This is a genomic window from Terrisporobacter glycolicus ATCC 14880 = DSM 1288 (assembly GCF_036812735.1).
GTDB lineage: Bacteria > Bacillota > Clostridia > Peptostreptococcales > Peptostreptococcaceae > Terrisporobacter > Terrisporobacter glycolicus.
This window is the reverse complement of the sequence record NZ_CP117523.1, coordinates 2,061,871-2,086,737: the sequence shown is the minus strand read 5'-3', so window position 1 is coordinate 2,086,737 and position 24,867 is coordinate 2,061,871. Positions and strand designations below refer to the sequence as shown.

Here is a 24,867-nt window from a genome sequence, read left to right as displayed (position 1 = left end):
TCTATTGCCATGAAGGTATAAATTTGTATACCTATATGGCAATAGAGTTTTTATTTTGAAAAAATAAGGGAGATGAGATATGAATATTATTATCAAAGAAAATTGCGAAGATGATTGTGAATTTAATATCATGGATAATCACATTCTTGAATTTGAAGACAATTATTTTGATTTAATTGTAAGTAGAAATGTAACATGGACTTTGTATAATCCACAAAAAGCTTATAAAGAATGGAAAAGAGTATTAAAACCAGGTGGAAAATTAATTATCTTTGATGCCAACTGGTATTTGTCATTTTTTGATGATTATGTAAAAGAAAAAGTTGAAAAGTCTATTAAAGATTATAAGAAAGAGTATAGTAGGAACTAAATAATAGGAGGTATTTAATATGTTAAATGAAAAATCTAATGTGGATGAAATTGTAAGTGGTTTGCAAAAATATTGGAATTATAGAGCACCATCATACTCAAAAAGCAATATAGAAGAGTTAAACAACTTTAAAAGAGATGCTTGGTTAAAAATATTATTAAATAATGCTCCCAAAAAAGAAAAATTAAAGGTCCTTGATGTGGGTGCAGGTCCTGGATTTTTCTCTATTTTAATGTCATTAGCTGGCCATGAAGTTACTGCAGTAGATGTTAGTCATGAAATGATAGAAAATGCAAAGGAAAATGCCAGACAATATGATGTGAATATAAATTTTGTGCAAGTGGATGGTATAAACCTACCTTTTGAAGAAAAGACTTTTGATTTTATAATATCCAGGAATGTTCTTTGGAACTTAGAATATCCTAAAGAAGCTCTAAAAGAATGGAAGAGACTATTAAGTGATGATGGCCATGTTGTATATTTTGATGCCAATCAATATTTGCATTTGTTTGATGAGAAGCAAAAAAAATTAGTAGAAGAAGATATAAGAAAAATGGAAATCCTATTCAATGACAAATATAAAGTTACGCCTGAAATTGAACATTTAGAAAATATAGCCAGAAAACTAGTTTTATCAAATAAAGTAAGACCAGCTTGGGATGTAAAAGCACTTAAAGAATGTGGATACAATGTTATTGAAGTGGAAGAAGATATGGGAAGATATGTGTGGGATGAAAAACAAAAAGTTGAACAAAAATCAAGACCACTATTTATGGTGGTAGCAAAATAAATTTGGGGGTGGTATATATTAGAAAATATATTGTCAGAAGACTTCTTCAACTTATACCCATATTAATAGGAATTACATTATTATCCTTTGCATTAATGCAAACTTCAAAAACTGATGCTGTAGATTTATTATATCAAGATGCAGGTAATGTTGCATCAGAAGAAGTTAAGGAAGAAATGAGAAAAGATCTTGGCTTAGATAAGCCATTTTTAGTTCAATATATAACTTGGTTAGGTAATGTACTTAAAGGTGATATGGGAGTATCTTATGTAATGAAGAAACCTGTATTTACAGAATTTATGAAAAGATTACCAAATACAATAGCTCTTACAATAAGTTCTATTTTAGTGACACTTATTATATCAGTTCCTTTAGGAATATTATCAGCAGTAAAACAAAATAAATTAACAGACTATATAATAAGGTTTTTAAGCTTTATTGGAAATTCACTTCCTGGATTTTTTCTTTCATTAATATTAATTTATATCTTTTCCTTAAAATTAAATTTACTTCCAGTAATGGGAAACAATGGCTTACAAAGTTTAATATTACCAACACTAACACTTTCAACAGCCATGTCAGCAAAATATACAAGGCAAATAAGGGCTACAGTATTAGAAGAATTAAGCAAGGACTATGTACTAGGTTTAAGATCTAGAGGAATAAAAGAAAATCATATACTATATGTTAACATTTTAAAAGTTGCATTATTAACTGTAGTAACTTTACTTGGATTATCCATAGGTTCACTTTTGGGAGGAACTGCCATAGTTGAGTCCATATTTATGTGGGATGGCGTGGGGAAACTAGCAGTTGATGCAATTAAGATGATGGACTATCCAATTATACAAGCATATGTCATATGGATGGCAGTAATTTTTGTAGTTATAAATCTTATAACAGATATACTATACAATTACTTAGATCCAAGAATTAGAATAGGTAAGGATGTATGGTGATTCCATGGAAAAATCAATAGGTAAACAAAATATAAAAAGAAGTAATCTAATTAATAACACTTTAGATAATTTAAATAGTATAAAAAAAAATAAAACAAAGATAAAACTATATATTCTATTAGTAATAGTAGCTGTATTACTTTTGATTGCATTGTTTGGACAGTATATTGTGCCACACGATCCTTATGCTCAGGATTTATCAAATGCTTTAAGTTCTCCAAGTAAAGAGTTTATATTTGGGACAGATAGATACGGCAGATGTTTATTTTCTAGAGTTGTGGTTGGATCAAAAACAACTATGTTTTCAGCTTTAGGATTAGTAGCAATTATAGCTACATTTGGTACCATAGTTGGATCTATTTGTGGGTATGTTGGTGGAAAAATAGATGAAGTTATTATGAGAATTTCAGACGTTTTCTTAGCCTTTCCAGGAATGGTATTTGCCATAGCAGTGGCAGGTGTTCTTGGTGGGGGAATTGTTAATGCAGTTATTTCACTGGCACTTATATCTTGGCCAAAGTTTTCACGTCTTGCGAGAGGTAATGTTTTAACAATAAAAAACAGCACCTATATTCAAGCAGCAAAATTAAGTGGATGTTCACATATGAAAATAATATTTAAGCATATTTTCCCAAATATATTGGGACCAATAATAGTAACGGCCACTTTGGATATTGGAGTTATGATGATGGAACTTGCTGGGCTATCATTTTTAGGTCTAGGTGCCATGCCACCTACTGCTGAATGGGGATCCATGATGAGTAATGGCAGAAGTATGATTCAATCATCTCCTTGGGTAATATTCGCTCCAGGATTTGCAATATTTATTACAGTAATTATTTTTAATTTACTAGGTGATACAGTTAGAGATTATTTAGATGTAAGCAACAATAAATAATATACAGGGGGAATAAAAATGAAGATTAATAAAAAAATTATTAGCCTAGTTTTAGTAGGAGTACTAAGTACAGGACTTTTAGTTGGCTGTAGCTCCAGCTCAAATGAAGGTGAAGGTAGTAAGTCAAGTAAAACATTTACATATGGAACAACTGCCTATAATTCATCAGAGGCAGGAATAAATCCTCATAAAGGATATTCAGGATGGCCAGCTATAAGATATGGTGTGACAGAAACATTATTCAAATTTAATGAAAATATGGAACTTGAGCCATGGCTTGCTACTGATTATAAAATAGTAGATGATTACACTATGAAAATAAATTTAAGGGACGATGTTAAATTTTCAAATGGAAATAAAATGACAGGAGATTCTGTAAAAGCATGTTTTGAAAGTTTAATAAAGCTTAACGATAGAGCACCAGGAGATTTGGCAATAAAATCTATAAAAGCAGATGGACAAAGTATAACAATTAAATCAAAAAACAAAGTAACTACTTTACTAAATTACTTTTCAGATCCATATGGAGGAGTAATTGATGTGTCTGACTGGGATGAAAAGGGAGATACATGTATAGGAACAGGTCCATTTATAGCTAAATCTGTATCAGGAGAAGAAATAGACTTGGACAAAAATGAAAATTACTGGGGTGGTAAGCCTAAAGTTGATAAAGTAGTTGTTAAAAGTTTTACTGACGGTGATACAATGACAATGGCTCTACAAAATGGAGAAATAGATGCAACTCAAGGACTACCTTATGCAAGTTTAGATTTATTTAAAAAAAATGATGATTATAAAATAAGCTCTAAAAATACTTCAAGAGTTTATCAAATAGCATATAACTATGAAAATAAAGATTTACAAAATAAAAAAGTAAGACAAGCCATTGCAAAATCTATAAATAAAGAAGACTTTACTAAAACATTATTAAGTGGCAATGGTACACCAGCAGTAGGTGTATTTCCTTCAAACTTCTCATTTGCTAATGAATCAGTAAAAGGAGATGATTTCGACTTAGAAGGAGCTAAAAAATTATTAGAGGAAGCTGGTTACAAAGATAGTGACAATGATGGATATGTAGACAAAGATGGTAAAAACTTGACTATTCGCTGGTTAACTTATCCTTCTCGTATGGAATTACCATTACTTGCAGAATCAGCTCAGTCTACTTTAAAAGAAATAGGTATAAAAGCTGATGTTAACTCTACTGAAAACCATAAGGATTACATTGAAAAAGGTGAGTATGACGTTTATGCAAGTGCTTTTGTTACAGCGCCAACTGGTGATCCTCAATATTACATAACTACTCACTTACTTGATAACTCTGCCTATAACAGTGGACATTACCACAGTGACAAAGTTGAGAAAGTGACAAAAGAGCTTAGAAATGAATTTGATGCTAAAAAAAGAAGTGATTTAGCAATAAAAATACAACAAGAAGTTTTAAATGATTGTGCATATACTTATGCATCTCACTTAAAAATGTCTTTAGTAATGAAAAAGAATATAAAAGGATTTGAGGCTCATCCATCAGATTACTATGAAATAACTTCTAATTTAGATATTGAGTAAAAGAGGGATATTTATGAAAACAATTCTTAAAACTAAGAATTTATGTGTAAGCTATGGAAATACAAAAATACTAGACAATATAAATATAAGTATTAATAAAGGAGAAATTCTTGGAATTGTAGGAGAATCTGGAAGTGGAAAAAGCACCTTATTAAAATCCTTAGTAAATTTATTGCCACTAAATGGAAAAATTGAAAAAGGAAGTATTTATTATAAAAATATGGACTTAGTAAATTTATCAAAAGAAGAATTACGTCAAATAAGAGGAAAAGAAATATCAATGATATTTCAAAATAGTGGGACATCTTTATGTCCAATTAGAACCATCGAAAAACAGTTTATAGAAACTGCAAAGGCCCATGACAACATAAGTAAAGAAGAAATAAGAAAAAACATCAATGAAATATTTTCTAAAATTCATTTAAAAGATGTAAGCAGAATATTAAAAAGTTATCCCTTTGAATTATCAGGAGGGATGAATCAAAGGGTGGGAATTGCTCTTGCCATGTTAAGTAAACCATCCATAATTTTAGCAGATGAGCCTACAAGCGCTCTTGATGTTACTGCACAGGCACAAGTTGTAAAGACTTTAATGACACTTAGAGATGAATTTAACACAAGTATAATTATAATTAGCCATAATATGGGGGTAGTTTCTCACATGGTAGATAAAGTTGCCGTAATGTATGGTGGAAATATTATAGAATATGGAAGTAAAAAAGATGTTATACATAGACCACTTCACCCTTATACACAAATGCTGATTAAATCTACACCAAATATGAAAAAGGATGAATTATATGGTATACCTGGGAAATCACCGATCTTTGGAGAAAATAAAAAAGGATGTGCTTTTGCTAGTAGATGTGATAAAAGTATAAGTAAATGTTTGACAGAAGTACCATTAGCAGTTAATTATGAGAACTCTATAGTAAATTGTCATTTATATAAAGAAGTAACTCAGGAGGAGATTATAATATAGTGAATGTATTAAAGGTTGAAAAATTAAAAAAAACATTTATAAAAGACAAAAAGGAATTTGTAGCTGTGAACAATTTTGACTTAGAAATTAAAGAAAGACAATGTGTAGGCTTAGTTGGAGAGTCAGGATGTGGGAAAAGTACTGTAGCAAAAATTATAACTAATCTTGAAAAAAGTAGCGAAGGAAATATATTTATAAATAATTTAAATATTAAAGAATTTAATTCAAGAAATGAAAAAGAATTATATAAACAAATTCAAATGATTTTCCAAGATCCTATGGATTCTTTTAATCCTAGAATAAAACTTGGAAACTCCATTGGTGAGATAAAAATAAATTTTGGATATAATAAGAAGGAAGTTAAAAAAGAAGTAATTGATTTACTTGAACAAGTGGGCTTAAGTAAAGACTATTACTACAGATATCCAAAAGAAGTAAGTGGAGGAGAATGTCAAAGGGCAGCTATTGCTAGGGCATTATTAATAAAGCCAAAACTTTTAGTATGTGACGAGGCAACAAGTGCCTTAGACGTATCTATTCAAGGTCAGATTATAAATCTTTTAACATATTTACAGAAAAAAACAAATATAAGTTTTTTATTTATATCGCATGATTTAGCTTTGGTACAAAACTTCTGTGACAAAATATATGTAATGTATGAAGGCGAAATAGTAGAAACAGGAAGTAGAGACCAAATTATTAATAATGCTAATCACCCCTATACTAAGTTATTATTATATTCAAATTTTGCTATTTTTGAAGATGATAAATATTATATGGAAGAATTTGATGAAATGGATATGGAAACGGATAAAACTTTCAATGGATGCAAGTTTTATGAAAGATGTCCATTTAGATTAGAATTGTGCAAAGACAATACTCCAAGACTAAAAAATCTACAAGAAGAACATTTTGCAGCATGTCATATAGTTTAATAAACATTAATTGTTTTTAATGATATAATCTGGGTATATATGTAACAAATAATAATTTAAGATGGGGGAATATATTATGGATTACAAAAAGCTTATATTAAATAGAAAATCAGTAAGAGATTTTAAAGATACAACTATTGATACAAAATATTTTAAGGAGATAGAAGACTATATAAATAGTTCTAAAAAATTACTTCCTGAAATACAAGTTGAAATGAAAATGTATGACTTTAAAGATTGTTATGAAAAGATAAATGAGTTGGCAGGATATAACGGATTTTTAATTCAAGCGCCAAACTACATTTTAATACTTTCAGATGTGAAAGAAGGATATATAGAAAATAGTGGATATATTGGAGAAAGATTAATATTAAAAGCCAGAGATCTTGGAATAGATTCTTGTTGGATAACTTTTAAAGATAGTAAATCAATAAAAGAAAGACTAAATATTTCAAGTGATAAAGAAGTTACAGCTATAATTGCTTTAGGATATGAAGATGATAGTAAGAGTAAAAATAAAAGCACTTCAGACAGATTAGGTGTGGAAGAAATCGTATTCATGGATGAGTGGGGAAATAATGCAAATGTTACTGAATTAGAAGAAAGATATCTACTTGATGCATTTTCTTATGCTAGAATGGCACCTTCAAGTCTTAATAGACAACCATGGAGATTTATTATTGACGGTGGAAAAGTTATATTAGCAGTTAAAACAGATGATTTTAGTAGTGATTATGAAGGTAGTATAGATACAGGAATAGCAATGCTTTATTTTAGCTTAATAATAGATACAACAATGTTTGATTTAAAATGGTATGTGGGAAGTTTAAATAAAGATTATAAAATTCCAGCAGACTATAAAATAGTAGGATATTGTTCTATATAGTTTATAAAACATATTAAATAAAATAATGAAAAAAAGAGCGAATATATTTGACTATATGCGCTCTTTTTTTATAAGTAAATTATGTTACAAAAGTAAAAAATTCCGGCTTTTTATAAAGAAAATTGAAACCTGTGGAAAACAGAATGAAATATAGTCACTGCAATGATTACAAAAAAGTTTTATTGATATTGTTACGAAAATGTAATATGAAAATCATCTCCATTTTATTGACAAGATATTTACACTTAGTTATATTAAAACTTGAAATAAGATATAATAATGGGGACGAAGCGAAGGTTTTTTAGCAATTTTTTAGAGGAGATTAAAGATTAAATATGAAGAAATTAAGTTATTTGATTGTACCATTAATAATCGGTGGTATATTTTTGTGTGGATTAAATAAATTCCTTGATAAGGAAATAGATTATATGCTTAAGGAAAAAGATTTAACATCAATAATAAATGATGAAAGAAGCGATGTAAAGGATAAAGGAACAATTGCCAATAATTATTTTTTAGAAAAAAATAATATTATGATGTTAGGCTCATCAGAATTAGGTCATCGAACAAAGCAACATCCAACTTACTATTTTAACCCTATGAGAAGCAAGAATAGTGTAATACCAATAGGAAGGGCATATACTCAAAGTTTACAGGATGCTGCATCATTAGGAAGTTTTGATCCAGAAGTAAAAGACAAGAAAGTTGTCTTATTAATTTCTATGCAGTGGTTTATGGATAAAAACGGCGTTACACCTCATCATTATCAAACTAGATTTTCACCAACTCAATTTTATGAGTTTTTAAGTAATCCCAAAATATCGAAGGAAAACAAAGATAAATTTGCCAATAGATCAAGTGAATTATTAGCAAATGCAGATGAATACAAATCGGAGGCTGTTTATGCTAAACTATATACTTCTGATTCTTTTGTATCAGATGTAGAAAAAGTACTTTTAAAACCTTATTTTGAAATTAGAAAATTTGCAGTAAAGCTTAAAGAAAAAGGTACTTTATATAAAAAATTAATAGTTTTATCATCACAAAAAGATAAGAAACCAGAACCTAAAAAAACTATAGATTGGAAAATGGAAAAGGAAAAAGCCATTGAAGATGCTAAAAAAAGAGTTGGAGACAACGATCTATGTATAGATAAAGTCTACTATAAAAGGTACTTTGGTGATAATTTAAACAAAGTAAAAAACAAATACAAAGATGTAAATCTTCTTGAATCAAAAGAGTTTGATGACTATCAATTTGCTCTAGATGTCTGTAGAGATTTAGGTATAAAACCTGTTGTTATAATGTTACCAGCTTTGGATAAATTTTATAATGTTACTGGTATTTCCAAGGCTGAAAGACATGAGTTTTATGATAAAGCTGAAAATATTGCAAAATCAAAAGGCTTTAAAGTTATGGACCTAAGAGATAAAGAAAATGAAAAGTACTACTTACGAGATGTAATGCATCTTGGAACGAAAGGTTGGGTGGATGTTTGTGAGAAATTATATAAAGAATTTGACCAAAAATAAGTACTTAATGATGAGTGCTACATTTACTATAATAATAGTTGCAGCTATATTAGTATTCACATTTACTTCATTTAAAGACTTACCATTTATATATAATGAGTTCTAATAAAAGGGAGATTTCACATGAAAATTATAGAAGGAATAAAAAAATATTCAACTACAGATAGAATTGCATTAATATGCAATGATGAAAAACTTACGTATAATGATTTAGAAAAGTATTCAGAAGCAATTGCTCTATACTTAAAAGATATATACAAAGAAGAAAATACACCTATAGTTATATATGGAAACAAAGAAAATATGATAATGCCATGTATGATAGGAGCTTTAAAATCTGGTAGAGCCTATGTTCCACTAGATATAAGCTTACCAATGGACAGAGTATTTGATATAACAAAAGAAGTTTCACCAAAGGTATTATTTAACTTTAGTGAAGAAACAGACTTTGGAGATTTAAATGTAATAAACGAAGATAAATTAAAAGAAATAATAAAAAAATATGAAAATAAAACTTTAGGAAAAGAAAACTGGGTAAAAGGTGACGAAAATGCCTATATCTTATTTACTTCAGGAAGTACAGGAAAACCAAAAGGTGTACAAATAAGTTCAAATAACTTAGACAGTTTTGTAAATTGGATAAGCCCTTATTTAAAAATTGATGGAAGCGAAAAGGTAGTTATGAATCAAGCAGCATACTCTTTTGACTTATCAGTAACTTCCATATATCCAGCACTAGTACATGGAGCAACTTTATTCTCTCTATCAAAGAAAGTACTAGCTGATTACAAAGAATTATTCAGCCAATTAGAAAGATCAAATATGGCTGTTTGGGTTTCTACACCATCTTTTGCAGGAGTTTGTGCAACAGAAAAAGATTTTGATAGTAACATGTTACCTAAACTTGAATCAATGATATTTATAGGAGAAACTCTTCCTAAAAGTTTAGCTAAGGAATTACTAGATAGATTCCCAAATACAAGAGTTATAAATGGATATGGGCCAACAGAAGCTACAGTTGGCGTTAGTGTAAATGACATGTCTTATGAATTAATAAATGATGAGAAAAGTCTTCCTGTTGGATATCCTATGTCAAACTGCAAAATAAAAATAGTAGATGACAATGGAGATGAAGTAAAAGAAGGAGAAAAAGGTGAGATTATCATAATAGGTCCTTCTGTTTCAAAAGGATATTTTAACAACGAAGAAAAAACAAATGAATCATTTTTCTATGATGAAATAGATAATGTTAAACATAGAGCATATAAAACAGGTGATAAAGGATATATGTTAAATGGAAACATATATTACTGTGGTAGAGTTGATTTTCAAATAAAATTAAATGGATTTAGAATAGAAATAGAAGATATTGAAAGTAATTTAAGAAAAGTTGAAAATATAAAAAATGCCATAGTTATACCTGTATACAAAGGTGAAAAAATTGCCTACTTAAAAGGAATAGTTCAACTAAAAGAAGATAGTGAACTAAGCAATATGAAAAAGGGTATAGCAATAAAAAAAGAGTTAAATAAATATATTCCTTCATATATGGTACCAAGAACTATAAAAATCATAGAAGACTTTCCAACAAATGTAAATGGAAAAATAGATAGAAAGAAACTTATGGAGGATAATTAATGACTTTTTCACAATATGGAGATTATTTTTATCTTTATATATTACTATTAACTGTTATACCTGCAATAGTTTTAGGACTTAGAGAAAAAAATATAAAATATTATGGGATGATAGCAACAGTTTTCATGATATTATTAATTGTAGGTGTAAATGTTAGACTTTCATATTTAATAGGATTTATAATATGGGAAGTAATAGTAGTTAAAGGATATGAATATGTAAGAAAGAAAACAGATAGCAAGCTTATATATAGATTATTTTTATTTTCTTCCATGCTTCCAATAATAATCAATAAAATTTCACCATTAACACCTATAGGAGTTATAGGATTTATAGGGATATCTTATTTGAACTTTAGAACTATACAAATGGTAATTGAAATTTATGATGGAGCAATAAAAGAAGTTAATATTAGTAGCATGCTTTATTTTGTATTATTTTTCCCAACACTAAGTTCTGGTCCTATAGACAGATCTAGAAGATTTGAACAAGAATTGGAGAAAAAAATACCAAGAGAAGAATATATAAACGAATATTTAATCCCAGGAATTAAAAAAATATTTATGGGAATTGGATATAAATTTGTAATAGCATTTTTAATAAACATACTTTGGATGAGCCATATACCAGCTAAATTAAGTTTTGTAAATGTTATTAGCTACATGTATGCATACAGTTTATACTTATTCTTTGACTTTGGAGGATATAGTTTGTTTGCAGTAGGTACTAGTTATATTTTTGGAATACACGCACCAGACAACTTTAATAAACCATTCATCAGTAAGGACATGAAAGAGTTTTGGACAAGATGGCATATAAGTTTATCAAGATGGTTTGGTGATTATATTTTTTCTAGATTCACAATTGGCTTTATTAGAAATAAAAGATTCAAAAAAAGAGCTACAGCATCTCATGTATCTCAGATGATTACAATGGGTATTATGGGAGTTTGGCATGGACTTACATGGTATTATATCCTTTATGGACTATACCAAGGTCTAGTGCTTGTAGGTACTGATATATATCAGAAAAAATCAAAGTTTTATAAAAAACACAAGAAAGAAAAATGGTTTGAGATTGTACAAATAGTTATAACATTCCACATAGCATGTTTTGGTTTGTTAATTTTCTCAGGACATTTCGCTTAAATTTTAGGAGGATAGATTATGCAAGAAACAGTTATAAGTATATTTGAAGACGTATTAGAATGTGATGAAATAAGAGATGATTTAGATATGAATTTATTTGAAGCAGAACTTTTAGATTCATTAGCTATAATAGAAGTTTTAGTTGAGATAGAAGATAGACTTGGAATAGCACTTCAACCAACAGACTTAGAAAGAAATGATATGGCAACAGTAAACAATTTAGTTAAATTCTTAGAAAACAGAAAATAATATTATCTTAAGGTGTATCAATAAATTTGATACACCTTTTTTTCTATTATTTATTTTTAATAAAAAAGTTTAAAGTAATAATAAATTGTGTATATACTATATGTGGTATCGAAAATGATATTAATAACTATATATAGTGTGTTTTCTTTGAAAAATACATAGAATTAAGCTTATAAAAGGAAGGTAGAGATGAACTGGATAGAACTTAACAACCAAGTCATAATAAAAGACAATGAAGGAAAATACCAATTAGAAAAAGACAAAGAAGCTTTAGAAAGTTATTTAAATGAATATGTAAATAAAAGATTAAAAAAATTCAAAAGCATAGAAGAAAGATTAAATTATTTAATAGAAAATGATTATTATAGCAAAGAAGTAATAAATAAATACAGCATGGACTTTATAGAAAAAATTTACATTCATATAAAAAATTGTGATTTTAAATTCCAATCTTATATGAGTGCTAATAAATTTTATCAAAATTACGCTCTAAAAAGTGACGATAATAAAACAATATTAGAAACATACGATGACAAGGTTCTAATAGTATCACTAGCCCTAGGTGATGGAGACGAAGATTTAACTTTAAATTTAGCAGATAAATTAATAAAACAAGAGTTTCAGCCAGCAACTCCAACATTTTTAAATGCAGGAAGAGCAAGAGCAGGTGAGATGGTATCTTGTTTCTTACTTTCAGTGGAAGATAGTACAGAGGGAATTTCTTATGCCATATCTTCTGCAAACCATTTATCTAAAATAGGCGGAGGAGTAGCTCTAAATTTAAGTAGACTAAGAGCAAGTGGAGATCCTATAAAAGGTATTGAGGGAGCAGCTGGAGGCCCTGTTGGGGTTGCAAAAATGCTTGAGCAATCATTTAGTTACTTTAATCAAATGGGAGCTAGACAAGGAGCAGGAGCAGTTTATTTAAGTGTATTCCATCCAGACTTTGAATTGTTAATGGATACAAAAAAAATAAACGCTGACGAAAAAATAAGATTAACTACTTTATCTTTAGGTGCCATAATTCACAACAAATTTATGGAATTAGCAGAAAAAAATGAGAAAGCTTACGCATTTTATCCATACAGCGTATACAAAAAGTATAAAATTCACTTAGACGAGATGGAAATGGATGAATGGTATGACAAGCTTGTAGAAGATAGGGATATAAGAAAAAAAGAAATAAATCCTAGACAGATGCTTACTAAAATAGCACAGATGCAACAAGAAAGTGGCTACCCTTATGTTGTTTTTATAGATACAGCAAATAAAGAACATACGTTAAAAAATTTAGGACTTATAAAAATGTCAAACTTATGTTGTGAAATATTCCAATATCAAACACCTTCAAACATAAAAGGTTATACAGAAGACAACATATGGGGACAAGATATAAGTTGTAACCTAGGATCATTAAATATAGCAAATGTTATGGACAATAAAGATGTGGAAAAAACAGTGGAAACAGCCATAAAAGCCTTAACTTTTGTTTCAGATAAAACTAATATAAAACAAGTTCCAACGGTGAAAAATGGTAATGATAAATCACATTCCATAGGCCTTGGAGCAATGAACTTACATGGATATTTAGTTAGAGAGAATATAATTTATACTTCTGAAGAAGCAGTGGACTTTTGTAATGTATTCTTTGCCATGATAAGATTTTATGCCATAAAAGCATCTATGAATATAGCAATAAAAAGAAAAGAAACTTTTGTTGGATTTGAAAAATCAGAATATGCAAAAGGTAAAGACAGTGAAGTTTTATCAAAATACTATAATGAAAGCTATTTACCAAAGACTGATAAAATAAAAGAATTATTTGAAGGTATTTATATTCCAACTATAAAAGACTGGTCAAAACTATTAGATGAAGTAAGAGAAAATGGTATATACAATGCTTATTTAACAGCAATAGCGCCAACACAAAGCATTAGCTACGTGCAAAATGCCACAAGCAGCATAATGCCAATAACAGAGCCAGTGGAAGTTAGAACTTATGGAGATTCAACAACAATTTATCCTATGCCATTTTTAACTAATGAAAACATGCTTTACTATCAATCAGCTTATAGAATGGACATGAGAAAAGTTATAGACATAGTAGCAGCAGCTCAAAGTCATGTGGACCAAGGAATATCTACAACATTATTTGTAACAGATGATAAAACAACTAGAGATATAGCAAGATATTATATTTATGCTTATAAAAAAGGTTTAAAAAGTTTATATTACACAAGAACAAAAATGACAAGAGATGATAATGAATGTCTAATGTGTTCTGTATAGGGAGAGGAAATTATGACATTTACTTTAAATAAAATACACAAAGCAGTAAACTGGAACAAAGAAGATGATAACTTTACACAAGCTTTCTGGGAACAAAATGTAAAGCAGTTTTGGCTTCCAGAAGAAATTTCTGTATCAAAGGATTTAAAAGTTTGGAATGAACTAAGTGAAAAGGAAAGAGACTTATATAAAAAAGTTCTTGCAGGTTTAACATTACTTGATACAAAGCAGGGAAACAATGGAATACCTTCCATGATGAGTTTAACAGATAACCTTCAAAGAAAGGCTGTACTTTCATTTATGGGAACTATGGAAGAAATACATGCAAAGAGTTATTCATCAATATTTACAACACTACTATCAAATAGAGAAATAGATGAATTATTTAAATGGATAGAAGAAGAAAAAACTCTACAAAGAAAAGCAGAGTTAATTTTGCAGCAATACGAAAATACAAATGATGAAAAAAGTTTATATTTATCCATGGCAACAAGTGTATTTTTAGAAAGTTTTCTATTTTATTCAGGATTTTTCTATCCACTATTTTTAGCAGGACAAGGAAAAATGGTATCAAGCGGAGAGATAATATCACTTATTTTAAGAGATGAATCACTACATGGAAAATATATAGGACTTCTTGCAAAAGAAAAATTTGAAAGCTTTAGTGAAGAAGAAAAAATAGAATTAAAAGATAAGATGTATAAAATTTTTAACAGCCTTATGGAAAATGAAATAGAATATACGAAGCTTATTTACAAAGACAGTAACTTGGAAGAAGAGGTTATAAACTTCTTACAATATAACGCCAACAGAGCACTTGAAAATTTAGGATTTGAAGATTACTATGAAGTAAAAGCTGTAAATCCAATAGTTTTAAATGGTCTAAGTACAGAAACTAAGACACATGATTTCTTCTCTACAAAAGGTAACGGATATCAAAAGGGAATATACGAAGAATTAAAAGACGAAGACTTTATAATATAAGAATATAAAAAGTACCCTATAAATTAATTTTTAATTTATAGGGTACTTTTTATTAATTATAAATTTAAATTTATATATTTTGAATTCCTAATTAGAATAAATGGAAAATTATGCTATAATTCTATAGTAGCAACTTAAAAATATTGAATTTTTATGTATAAAAATAGAAATATAAATAAAGGAGTAAATTTCGATGAATGAAAAGGAAATTGTAAGAAGTTGTATTGATTGTGGTGTAGTAAATTGCAATGTACAAAATAAGTCTTATCCTAAATTTTGTTTAACTACAGATAACTTAAATGAAACAATATTAAAAGAGGCATTAAAGCTATATGAGGAAAAAGAGAACAATGATGTAATGATAAATGCTGCTAATATTGAAAGTGAATATTATGGCATCATGACTAGAGTCGAGGAAAGTGTTGAATTTGCGAAACGAATGGGTTTTAAAAAAATTGGTATAGCAACTTGCGTAGGACTTATAAGTGAATCTCGAATACTTGCATCAATTTTGAGGAAAAAAGGATTTGAGGTATTTGGTATAGCATGTAAGGCAGGTGCTGTGAAAAAAGACAGCGTGGGAATTAATGAATCTTGCAAAAAAGTTGGAGACAATATGTGTAATCCAATTTATCAAGCTAAGAAGTTAAACTCAGAAAATACACAACTAAATATTGTAATGGGACTTTGTGTAGGTCATGATAGTTTATTTTACAAATATTCAAATGCATTAGTAACTACTCTCGTAACAAAAGATAGAGTTTTGGGGCATAATCCTGCTGCTGCACTTTATACGTCTAATTCTTATTATCATCGCATATTTGAAGAAACTTCTTCTATAGAGAATAATAATGAATAAAGTTATCTTTCGATTTAAAATAATCAAATTATTAACTTACAAAGGGGAACTTATTGAAATTAAAAGGGGGTAATATTTGAATGAAGATACAAAATAAATACAAAATCATACTAATAATATTAGTTTTTATTATTATGATCTTGTATTTAATATTTAGACCAGCATTCATTTTTTCTGACGAAAATATTTCAAACAAAATAAGTAGTAATTATTTAGATAAGCAAGGCTCTTTAAGTGATTATCAGATAAACTCATCAAAAACACTTAATAATGATAGAGGAACTTTTGTACAAATGCGTTATAATGTTAAGCCAAAAGCACTGGTATATAATGAGTGGAATGCAGGAAATGGTGGAGAAGGCTATAATGGATGGTTGATAGATAAGTCTGCTTGCATTCGTTACCACAAAATTGGATTTATGTATATAACTATTGAAAGCTTTGCAGAATAGTAATTATTAAAAATTCATTTTAATTTGAATAAATAATTTAATAAGATTTGTAATTTACATATAATAAGAATTAAAAAGCAATTACTTTAGATAATTATATTTAAAGTAATTGCTTTTTTTATGGAATTATCACATATTACCATTGAAAAAATAATAAAAGAATTCTATAATAATAAATAAAGAACACATGTTCATTATATAGGAATTTATGTTTGATAAAAGTTATTTATTAATTTAAAGGAGATGAAGTTTTGGATTTACAAAGAAAGCTTGAAATATTATCATCTGCTGCAAAATACGATGTATCTTGCTCTTCAAGTGGAAGTAATAGAAAAAATAAAAAAGGTGGTATAGGAAATGCTTCCATAAGTGGTATTTGTCATTCTTTTACACCAGATGGAAGATGCGTATCTCTTCTTAAAATTTTAATGAGTAATGTGTGCATTTACGATTGTAGCTACTGTGTAAGCAGAACTTCCAACGACTTTCCAAGAGCCACATTTACACCTGATGAATTATGTGATATAACTATAAATTTTTATAAAAGAAATTATATTGAAGGCTTATTTCTAAGTTCAGCCATAGTAAAAAGTGCCAATTTCACCATGGAGAAATTGTACGAAACAGTTTATAAACTTAGAAATGAACATAATTTTAATGGATACATACATTTAAAAGCCATACCTGGAGCAGACCAAAATCTAATAGATAAAGCAGGACTTCTAGTTGATAGAATGAGCGTAAATATAGAACTTCCATCATCAGAAAGTTTAAAAATATTAGCTCCAGATAAAGATAGAAATAAAATATTATTACCAATGAAGCATATTAGTAATAATATTATTCAAAATAAAAGTGAATTAAAAAGCTTTAAAAATGCCCCGAGTTTTGTACCAGGAGGACAGAGTACACAATTAATAGTAGGGGCATCACCAGAAAGTGATTTAAAAATACTAACTTTAAGTGAGAGTTTATATAAAAAAATGAACTTGAAAAGAGTTTATTACTCAGCTTTTGTACCAGTAACAAATGATAAAAGGCTACCAGAAATTAAAAATCCACCAACACTAAGAGAACATAGGCTTTATCAAGCAGACTGGCTTCTTAGATTTTATGGATTTAATGCTAATGAATTGCTAAGTGAAGAAAATCCAAACTTTGATATAAATTTTGATCCTAAAACTAATTGGGCTTTGCAAAATATTCATATATTTCCGCTAGAAATAAACAAAGCACCTAGAGAAATGTTACTTAGAATTCCAGGTATAGGTGAAAGATCCGTTCAAAGAATAATGGCCATACGCAGAGTTTCAAATATTTATTTTGAAGATTTAAAAAAAATAGGTGTAGTTTTAAAAAGAGCACAGTATTTCATAACTTGTGCTGGAAAATACTATGGAGATGTATCCTTTGATGAATCACTTATAAGAAATAGATTAACTCCTAAGGAAGATTTAAATATATTAGAAAGCAAAGGAGAACAACTAAACTTCTTTAATATGCATGGATTTTCTTATTCACCAGCCATATTAAAGGTTGATGATATATTTTCATCAGTAATAGGAGAACTATAGGAGGAATTTATGAGAGTATTTTTACATGAACAAACTTTTGAAGGCTTATTATCTGCTATTTATGATGCTTATTACTCAAGTAGCAAACCAGATTTTATATGTAGCAAAATAGTATATGAACCAAATTTAATCGACGAAGTTATTACAATAAAAAGTGATTTTATTAAATTTGAAAAAGTTTATAATGCCATAATAAATAAAATATCAAAAGATGTATTAAATAAAATATATTATGTGTTTTTATCTGAAACAAAGGAAAGTTCTAATTTGATTTATAATTACTTGAAAATGGGATTTAAATTTGGAAAAGATGTGGAATTACATATAAACAATGATATAGTTTTAAATATGGATAAAATAAGTAATAAAGTATCATATGAACGTCACAGACTTACAGGTTTTGTTAGATTTAAAGAAATAAATAATATTTTATATGCTACAATAACCCCTGACTATAACATACTTCCCATACTTGGAAATCATTTCAAAAAAAGACTTTCAAATGAAAACTTTATAATTCACGACGTAAAAAGAGATATTGCTCTTATTTATGATAAAGAAGATTATTATTTAACTAATTTATCAAAAGATCAAAAAAATATTTTGATGAATAGTGATGATAAAGGTGATTATGAAAACTTATGGAAACAATATTTTAAATCTGTAAATATAGAAGAACGTAAAAATCCTAGACTTCAAAAGAGAATGATGCCAACTAGATATTGGAATAATATTGTTGAAGTTAATAATAAGTAATTAATAGATTTTCTGACAAGTATATTAATTTGAAAATAGAGCAAAAATAAACATGTATGATTAGAATTATCATATTCTATTAATTACTTATACAGCTAGGAGTGAATCATAATGACAAAAGTAACCTTACAAGATATACAAAAAGCGCAAGAAACAATAAAGGATGTAGTAAAAAAGACAGATATACTTGAAAGTACTAAACTTAGTACAATGACTGGAGCAAATGTTTATTATAAATGCGAAAATCTCCAAAAGACTGGTTCTTTTAAGGTGAGAGGAGCTTCTAATAAAATAGCAAATCTTACAGAAGAGGAAAAATCTAAAGGAGTAATAGCATCAAGTGCAGGAAACCATGCTCAAGGTGTGGCACTAAGTGCAAAAATGAACAACATAGAAGCAACCATAGTAATGCCTTCAACAGCTCCTCTTGCTAAAGTGACAGCAACAAAATCTTATGGAGCAAATGTGGTACTAGAAGGAATTGTTTATGATGATGCCTATGCAAAAGCGGTAGAACTACAAAAAGAAAGTGGAGCAACATTCCTTCATCCATTTAACGACGAATACGTTATAGCAGGACAAGGAACAATAGCTTTAGAAATCTTTGAACAAATGAACAACAAAGTAGATACCATACTTTGCCCAATAGGCGGAGGAGGAATAATCTCCGGTGTTGCAGTGGCAGCAAAAGCTCTAAACCCTAATGTTAAAATAATTGGTGTACAAACAGCAAACATTCCATCTATGTACGAATCCATAAAGGAAGGTAAGGTAACAACAGCATTTAAAGCAACTTCTGTTGCTGATGGTATATCAGTTAAAACTGTAGGAGATAAAACATTTGATATAGCAAAAGAATTAGTCGATGAAGTAGTTCTTGTGGAAGAAGGAGAAATAGCAGAAGGACTTTTATTCTTAATGGAAAACCAAAAAGTCGTAGCAGAAGGATCAGGAGCAGTTACAACAGCAGCAATACTAAGTGGAAAATACAAACCAAAAGCAGATGAAAATGTTGTTTGTATAATTTCAGGTGGTAATATAGACGTTAACACTTTAAATAGAATAATTGCAATAGGTTTAAATAAAAGCGGTAGACGTTTTTCATTTAATACAGATATACAAGATAAACCAGGAGGACTTTCTGAACTTACTAGAATACTAAGTGGACTTGATGCAAATATTATTACAGCAAATCTATCTTCAATAAACGAAATGGGTAGATTAAATGCTAATATGATTTTAGAAACATTTGATCATGAGCATATAGAAAAAATTAAAAAAGCCATATGTGAAGGTGGTTTTGAAATTAAATAAATTACAAAAAGGAACAATGTTATAAACATTGTTCTTTTTTAGTTTTTGTATTAAAAAATGACAAAAACTATTACTATTCATGGTAAAAATACAATCTTTGTGGTATATTATAAGTTATTGTTTAAAATAAGTTATAATTATTAAGAAAGGAAATACCATGGAAATACTTAGATTTAAAAAAGACGAATTTAATTTAGAGAGTTTTATACATTATTATAATGAAAATATAGAAGAATTACTTTATAATTATCCTCATTATATATCAAGGGTTTGTTTAGTAGATAGAGATTATATGGATGTAATTGTTTTTGATGAAGATTATGATAATATAAATAATATAAAAGATTATGTAGACTTGCTACATGATGGAGAATATGCACTTCATTTTGTTGTTGGAAAAACTTATGAAGGGGCAGAAAAAGTGGAACTTCTTCATGGTGAAAAATACATACTAAATCACTATATGGATGATATTTATGAAGATAATAACACTATAAAAGATATAGGGGATTTAAGCTTAAATGTGGATAATTTAATAGGTGTATTATTTGATTTAGAAGAAAATGAAGTAGTAGTGCATCCAGTAGATTTTGAACATGGAGGAGAAATATCAAATCCTAGAATAAGAAAAGTTGATTACTGCGGAGATATGGAAGAGAAATTAGTAAAAATTTTGGAAGAATTCTTAATTCAATAAATTAAAGGACAGCTATATAGCTGTCCTTTAATTATTTCATTCCTAAAACAAAGTTAAAAATTTTAACTCTGTATAAAATTTCATAAATTATAAATGTTAAAATACCCGAAAAAATTATTATTAGTCCTATGGATAGAGCAGTAGACTCAACTGTAGGTACAATTAAAATTGCAAGAACTAATAAAATAGGTTGATGAATAATATAAATTGGAAAAGTACGTTTATTTAAAAACTTTAAAAGTGTATTGTTTTTATTTAAATGAACACTACTAAATCCAATAATTGTACAAATTGCGCATATTAAAACACCATTTTTTAAAATACTATCAATAATCCACACTGTTATATTACCATCTTCCGGTCTAATTAGTAATGTGTAAATTACACCACAAATTGCGAAAAAAACAAGGGTAACTAAATACTTAAAACGATGGCTTATTAATTTTTCTAAAAGTGTATCATCTTCATAAACAATATAGCCCAATAAGAAAATTAATAAACATCCTATTATGCTTTTTCCCATTATACTTGGAAACAAGTCGCTACATATTCCAAGAAGCAATAAAAATAGAAAACTAAATTTATTTATAAAAGCTTTTTTTAAAAAATGAACCATCTTTATGCCTTTTTCCTGCTTAAAAACTAAAGATAAAATAATTCCTCCTAAAACAGAAACAACAAATAAATAAAGTATAAACCATAGGTGAGCAGGAGTAAAAGCTCCATCAAATCCTGTAAAATCTGTTACATTTGAAAAAAAGAAACTTAAATGACTAAAGTAGTTCAAGTTTACTTCACCACGCCAAACTCTTGCTAAATAAGTTTGTGGTGGTACTAAAAATATAAGTCCAAATAAAAGTGGCACAAGAAGCTTTTTAATTCTTTCTACTATATATTCCTTCATATTCCTACGTTCAAAGGAAAAATATGTGGAAGCTCCTGCAAGGAAAAACAGCATAGGCATGTACCATGTAAATAATAATAAAATTATTATATCTGCAAAAAGATTTTTTTCTTCTGAAATAATATAAAAATCCCCAAATTGACAAAATATAGCGCAAGTATGATAAACAAAAAGCATTAATATGCTTATGTTTCTAATCCAGTCTATCTCATATCTTCTCATCCAACCCTCCAAATTTATAATAAATTACAAAATATTCTTGCTATTTATTTTACTTTACCATAAATTTAGCCATATGTATTTATAAATGAAAAAAATAAATTAGAAAATATTAAAGCTGAAAGATAATTCTTCCAGCTTTAATATTTATCCAATTTTAACAATATTTAAACTTGCTTGGCAACCTTCATTATTACAACTGATAATAGATTTACCATTAGTGGAAAAACTATTGTTTTTCAATTGAAGAATGGTGTTTTCACAAATATATACTATATCATTACCAATAATAGACATACAGTTTTTATTATTAGGATCTAATATTCCAAAGGTTCTTTGGATGTTTTTTTGTAGGATATTATTAATGTATAGTCCTATACTTTGTTCAACATGATCTTTTTTATCCTCTATATTAACTGGGATCTTATATATTATATGATATACACCAGATTTATTAATTTTTATAGTTGTAGGGTTAATAAGAATGATTTCTTCATTAAATATTTCCGTCATGTTAAATGGAAAATACTCATTCATACCCACATTTACTAATTTTGTTTGTAGAAAAGTAGCATAAGAGCTTTCTTTATTACTGCGTTCTTTTAATATATTGCAGAGGCTTTTTAATAAGTGATTATAATTTTTATTATAATCATGAAATTCTTCTTTCATAGACAATTCACTCCCTAATATATTTTATGATGAGCTTTAAAAAAGAGTTACAAAATATGATTTATGAACGATAATATTTAAGGTAAGTATTAAAATCCCAATTTTCTAAAAATGATTTAGCTGAGAAGTATCCGGATTTATATAAAGCTTTTATTTGTTCATTAGATATATTAAAATCTACAGTATTAATTCCTAAGGTTGGAATGTTTACAATTCTAACTGCATCACAATCTTTAAAATAGACTTCTTCACTTGTGACGAGACTTGTTTCTATGACATCTATTAAATAAGGAATAAATCCATTTGGATTATTACTAGGTTTTTGAACATTATTATATAAATTTAATCCAAAAGTAGGCCACCTTGGTTTATTTTCCACATCAAAAATCCAAATAGGGAAGTTGCTTAAAAGTCCACCATCAACAATATAACAAGAATTTTTTCCAATATTTAGAATCATAGGTTCAAAGAAAAATGGTATACTCAGGCTCATCCTAACAGCTTTTGCTATTTCAAAATCAAGTGGATTTATATTATATTCAACTAAGTCATCAGGTAAGGTAATTAATTTATGACGAGTAACATCTGTTGCAATAACTTTTAATTTACTTTCACCATTAACATAAATATCTCTAAAATATTTTTTCCCTTTTCTTTCAAATTTTTCTGTTAAAAAGTTTTCAATATAATCTCCTGCATGTAGTCCCTTTGAAACAAAGAGAGAAGTGATGGGTCCAAATAAAGGAATAGATTGTAATTTATTTTTATCTGCAAACTTGTTGTAATCCAAATTAAACATAATATTTCTTATTTCCCTGGCGCTATATCCAACAGCCACCAAGGATGCAACAATTGCACCAACAGATGTACCAGCAGCTCTTTGCCACACATAACCTTCTTCTTCAAAAAATGAAAGAGCACCCACAAGGGCTACTCCTTTTACACCTCCACCTTTGCACACTAAATCTGCGTACATTATTATTCACCACCAATATTAATCTAGTACCTATATAATTTGGCACAATACATAATATGAAGATTCATATAAAGATGATAAATATTATAATGAAAGTATTAAAAATTCTTTGATAAACCTTTGAGTATTATTAAATATTAATTCCTAGTAGGGTATAATATTAATATTTAACATAGTGAAAGAATACAAAACTGTAATATTTATTAATATAAATATTAATTGTTTTAAGTAAATACATAATATAAAATTACAATAAGGGGGTGGATTATGAAGGAGATTTTTACTAAAAAATGTAAGAATTGTAAAAAAGAAATTGATAAAGTTGCTACAACTTGTCATCATTGTGATACAGAACAAAAAAATAATACCATATTAAAATTAATATTAATACTTCTAATAATAGTCTTATTAATTCCTACAGATAAAACTTATTTAAAATCAATTGAAAACTTTAAATTTAATGACTTTTTATCTGAAATTGACTTAAATGATCTAAAAAATAAGGCAAACTCCATGGGAAAAGAATTTGAAGATTTTATAAATGACTTTTTCAAAGATGAAAACGAAGCCGATTTACAATTTAATGATAGGATTATATATAATGATGAAATTTATGAATTTATATTAGAAGATGGATATTATGATGTAGGAATAGATATTGATCCTGGTACATATATGCTAGTATCTCCTGATGGTGATGAGGAGGGTTGGTATGAAATATATGATGGAAATATGGATGATGGTGATTTGCTTCAAAGTAATTCATTCCAAGGAAACAGATATATTAATCTAAGAGAAAATGAATGTATACTTTTAGGTTCCTGTATTTTAGTTAAACCAGAAATAAATCCTTTGGATATGAAAAATTATACAAATCAAGAAAACTCAATGTATAAAGTAGGAGTTGATATAAAGCCAGGTACTTACAAATTACAAGGCCTTTATTCTAATCCTTCTTATGAAATTTATGATGATGTAACTTCAACAGGATCTCCAATAAAAAAAGAAAACTTTTTAAATGAAGTGGAAGTTGAATTAAAGAAAGGGCAATTTCTTAATATTGTAGATAGTAAAATTCTATTAGATTAAAATATTCCTTATTTTTAATAATTTTGACAAGAATCCTGTATACTTTAGTTAATTGGTTAACAAAATTCAAAATAAAAAAGGAATTATTTATTAGAAACAGAATATTATATATAAACCTAGTTA

25 protein-coding genes are annotated in these 24,867 nt (G+C 28.0%); 22 read left to right on the top strand and 3 right to left on the bottom strand.

The genetic code is table 11. The features are described 5' to 3' along the window. The first annotated feature begins 79 nt into the window (after positions 1 to 79). From TEGL_RS10335 to TEGL_RS10235, 21 genes are all read left to right on the top strand, one after another. Positions 80 to 370, top strand: coding sequence for a class I SAM-dependent methyltransferase (locus tag TEGL_RS10335; protein WP_018590828.1), 291 nt, complete (start codon positions 80 to 82; stop codon positions 368 to 370). A gap of 19 nt (positions 371 to 389) precedes the next feature. After that, entirely contained in the window at positions 390 to 1,160 is a 771-nt protein-coding gene (locus TEGL_RS10330) for a class I SAM-dependent methyltransferase (RefSeq protein WP_018590829.1), read from the top strand. 8 nt (positions 1,161 to 1,168) lie between these two features. Beyond that, positions 1,169 to 2,119: a nickel ABC transporter permease gene (gene nikB / locus TEGL_RS10325; protein WP_330360096.1), complete on the top strand. Its 951-nt coding sequence runs from the start codon at positions 1,169 to 1,171 to the stop codon at positions 2,117 to 2,119. A 4-nt stretch (positions 2,120 to 2,123) separates the two neighbouring features. Further along, entirely contained in the window at positions 2,124 to 3,017 is an 894-nt protein-coding gene (gene nikC, locus TEGL_RS10320; protein ID WP_018590831.1) for a nickel transporter permease, read from the top strand. Positions 3,018 to 3,035: 18 nt separating this feature from the next. Next, on the top strand, positions 3,036 to 4,589 hold the full coding sequence (locus tag TEGL_RS10315; protein ID WP_018590832.1) for an ABC transporter substrate-binding protein: 1,554 nt from the start codon (positions 3,036 to 3,038) through the stop codon (positions 4,587 to 4,589). A 13-nt stretch (positions 4,590 to 4,602) separates the two neighbouring features. Continuing rightward, positions 4,603 to 5,571 carry an ABC transporter ATP-binding protein gene (locus TEGL_RS10310; protein ID WP_018590833.1) on the top strand — a complete coding sequence of 323 codons (969 nt, stop codon included), beginning with the start codon at positions 4,603 to 4,605 and terminating at the stop codon, positions 5,569 to 5,571. Beyond that, positions 5,571 to 6,506 carry an ABC transporter ATP-binding protein gene (locus tag TEGL_RS10305; protein ID WP_018590834.1) on the top strand — a complete coding sequence of 312 codons (936 nt, stop codon included), beginning with the start codon at positions 5,571 to 5,573 and terminating at the stop codon, positions 6,504 to 6,506. Before TEGL_RS10310 ends, TEGL_RS10305 begins: the two co-directional genes overlap by 1 nt. A gap of 76 nt (positions 6,507 to 6,582) precedes the next feature. Beyond that, the gene (locus TEGL_RS10300) at positions 6,583 to 7,392 is read left to right on the top strand and encodes a nitroreductase family protein (protein ID WP_018590835.1); all 810 of its coding nucleotides are present in this window, start codon (positions 6,583 to 6,585) and stop codon (positions 7,390 to 7,392) included. A gap of 335 nt (positions 7,393 to 7,727) precedes the next feature. Next, entirely contained in the window at positions 7,728 to 8,924 is a 1,197-nt protein-coding gene (dltD, locus tag TEGL_RS10295) for a D-alanyl-lipoteichoic acid biosynthesis protein DltD (RefSeq protein WP_018590836.1), read from the top strand. Continuing rightward, positions 8,890 to 9,030 carry a hypothetical protein gene (locus TEGL_RS10290; protein ID WP_018590837.1) on the top strand — a complete coding sequence of 47 codons (141 nt, stop codon included), beginning with the start codon at positions 8,890 to 8,892 and terminating at the stop codon, positions 9,028 to 9,030. The genes dltD and TEGL_RS10290 overlap by 35 nt, the downstream gene beginning before the upstream one ends. Positions 9,031 to 9,047: 17 nt before the next feature. Continuing rightward, positions 9,048 to 10,562, top strand: coding sequence for a D-alanine--poly(phosphoribitol) ligase subunit DltA (gene dltA, locus TEGL_RS10285; protein WP_018590838.1), 1,515 nt, complete (start codon positions 9,048 to 9,050; stop codon positions 10,560 to 10,562). After that, positions 10,562 to 11,710, top strand: coding sequence for a D-alanyl-lipoteichoic acid biosynthesis protein DltB (gene dltB / locus TEGL_RS10280; protein ID WP_018590839.1), 1,149 nt, complete (start codon positions 10,562 to 10,564; stop codon positions 11,708 to 11,710). The genes dltA and dltB overlap by 1 nt, the downstream gene beginning before the upstream one ends. A gap of 18 nt (positions 11,711 to 11,728) precedes the next feature. Beyond that, on the top strand, positions 11,729 to 11,959 hold the full coding sequence (gene dltC / locus TEGL_RS10275) for a D-alanine--poly(phosphoribitol) ligase subunit DltC (RefSeq protein WP_018590840.1): 231 nt from the start codon (positions 11,729 to 11,731) through the stop codon (positions 11,957 to 11,959). Between the two features lie 189 nt (positions 11,960 to 12,148). Further along, positions 12,149 to 14,248 carry a class 1b ribonucleoside-diphosphate reductase subunit alpha gene (nrdE, locus tag TEGL_RS10270; protein WP_018590841.1) on the top strand — a complete coding sequence of 700 codons (2,100 nt, stop codon included), beginning with the start codon at positions 12,149 to 12,151 and terminating at the stop codon, positions 14,246 to 14,248. 12 nt (positions 14,249 to 14,260) lie between these two features. Continuing rightward, entirely contained in the window at positions 14,261 to 15,232 is a 972-nt protein-coding gene (gene nrdF / locus TEGL_RS10265; protein WP_018590842.1) for a class 1b ribonucleoside-diphosphate reductase subunit beta, read from the top strand. Positions 15,233 to 15,425: 193 nt separating this feature from the next. After that, positions 15,426 to 16,091, top strand: a complete 666-nt coding sequence (locus TEGL_RS10260) for a DUF1847 domain-containing protein (RefSeq protein ID WP_018590843.1) — start codon at positions 15,426 to 15,428, stop codon at positions 16,089 to 16,091. A gap of 80 nt (positions 16,092 to 16,171) precedes the next feature. Further along, positions 16,172 to 16,543 (top strand): hypothetical protein, encoded by a 372-nt coding sequence (locus TEGL_RS10255; protein ID WP_018590844.1) that lies wholly within the window; start codon positions 16,172 to 16,174, stop codon positions 16,541 to 16,543. Positions 16,544 to 16,794: 251 nt separating this feature from the next. Continuing rightward, complete coding sequence (locus tag TEGL_RS10250) at positions 16,795 to 18,117, top strand: putative DNA modification/repair radical SAM protein (protein ID WP_018590845.1); 1,323 nt, start codon at positions 16,795 to 16,797, stop codon at positions 18,115 to 18,117. Positions 18,118 to 18,126: 9 nt separating this feature from the next. Further along, positions 18,127 to 18,873: a TIGR03915 family putative DNA repair protein gene (locus TEGL_RS10245; RefSeq protein ID WP_018590846.1), complete on the top strand. Its 747-nt coding sequence runs from the start codon at positions 18,127 to 18,129 to the stop codon at positions 18,871 to 18,873. Positions 18,874 to 18,984: 111 nt separating this feature from the next. After that, positions 18,985 to 20,187 (top strand): threonine ammonia-lyase, encoded by a 1,203-nt coding sequence (ilvA, locus tag TEGL_RS10240; protein ID WP_018590847.1) that lies wholly within the window; start codon positions 18,985 to 18,987, stop codon positions 20,185 to 20,187. A 157-nt stretch (positions 20,188 to 20,344) separates the two neighbouring features. Next, positions 20,345 to 20,884 (top strand): hypothetical protein, encoded by a 540-nt coding sequence (locus TEGL_RS10235; protein WP_018590848.1) that lies wholly within the window; start codon positions 20,345 to 20,347, stop codon positions 20,882 to 20,884. A gap of 31 nt (positions 20,885 to 20,915) precedes the next feature. Here TEGL_RS10235 and TEGL_RS10230 read toward each other — a convergent pair whose 3' ends face one another. The 3 genes from TEGL_RS10230 to TEGL_RS10220 form a co-directional block, all read right to left on the bottom strand. After that, entirely contained in the window at positions 20,916 to 22,010 is a 1,095-nt protein-coding gene (locus TEGL_RS10230) for an acyltransferase family protein (RefSeq protein WP_018590849.1), read from the bottom strand. Positions 22,011 to 22,154: 144 nt separating this feature from the next. After that, entirely contained in the window at positions 22,155 to 22,679 is a 525-nt protein-coding gene (locus TEGL_RS10225) for a hypothetical protein (RefSeq protein ID WP_018590850.1), read from the bottom strand. A 61-nt stretch (positions 22,680 to 22,740) separates the two neighbouring features. Beyond that, complete coding sequence (locus TEGL_RS10220; RefSeq protein ID WP_018590851.1) at positions 22,741 to 23,655, bottom strand: patatin-like phospholipase family protein; 915 nt, start codon at positions 23,653 to 23,655, stop codon at positions 22,741 to 22,743. A 267-nt stretch (positions 23,656 to 23,922) separates the two neighbouring features. Between TEGL_RS10220 and TEGL_RS10215 the strand changes: the two genes are divergently transcribed. Beyond that, positions 23,923 to 24,744 carry a hypothetical protein gene (locus TEGL_RS10215; RefSeq protein WP_018590852.1) on the top strand — a complete coding sequence of 274 codons (822 nt, stop codon included), beginning with the start codon at positions 23,923 to 23,925 and terminating at the stop codon, positions 24,742 to 24,744. The last annotated feature ends 123 nt before the right edge of the window (positions 24,745 to 24,867 follow it).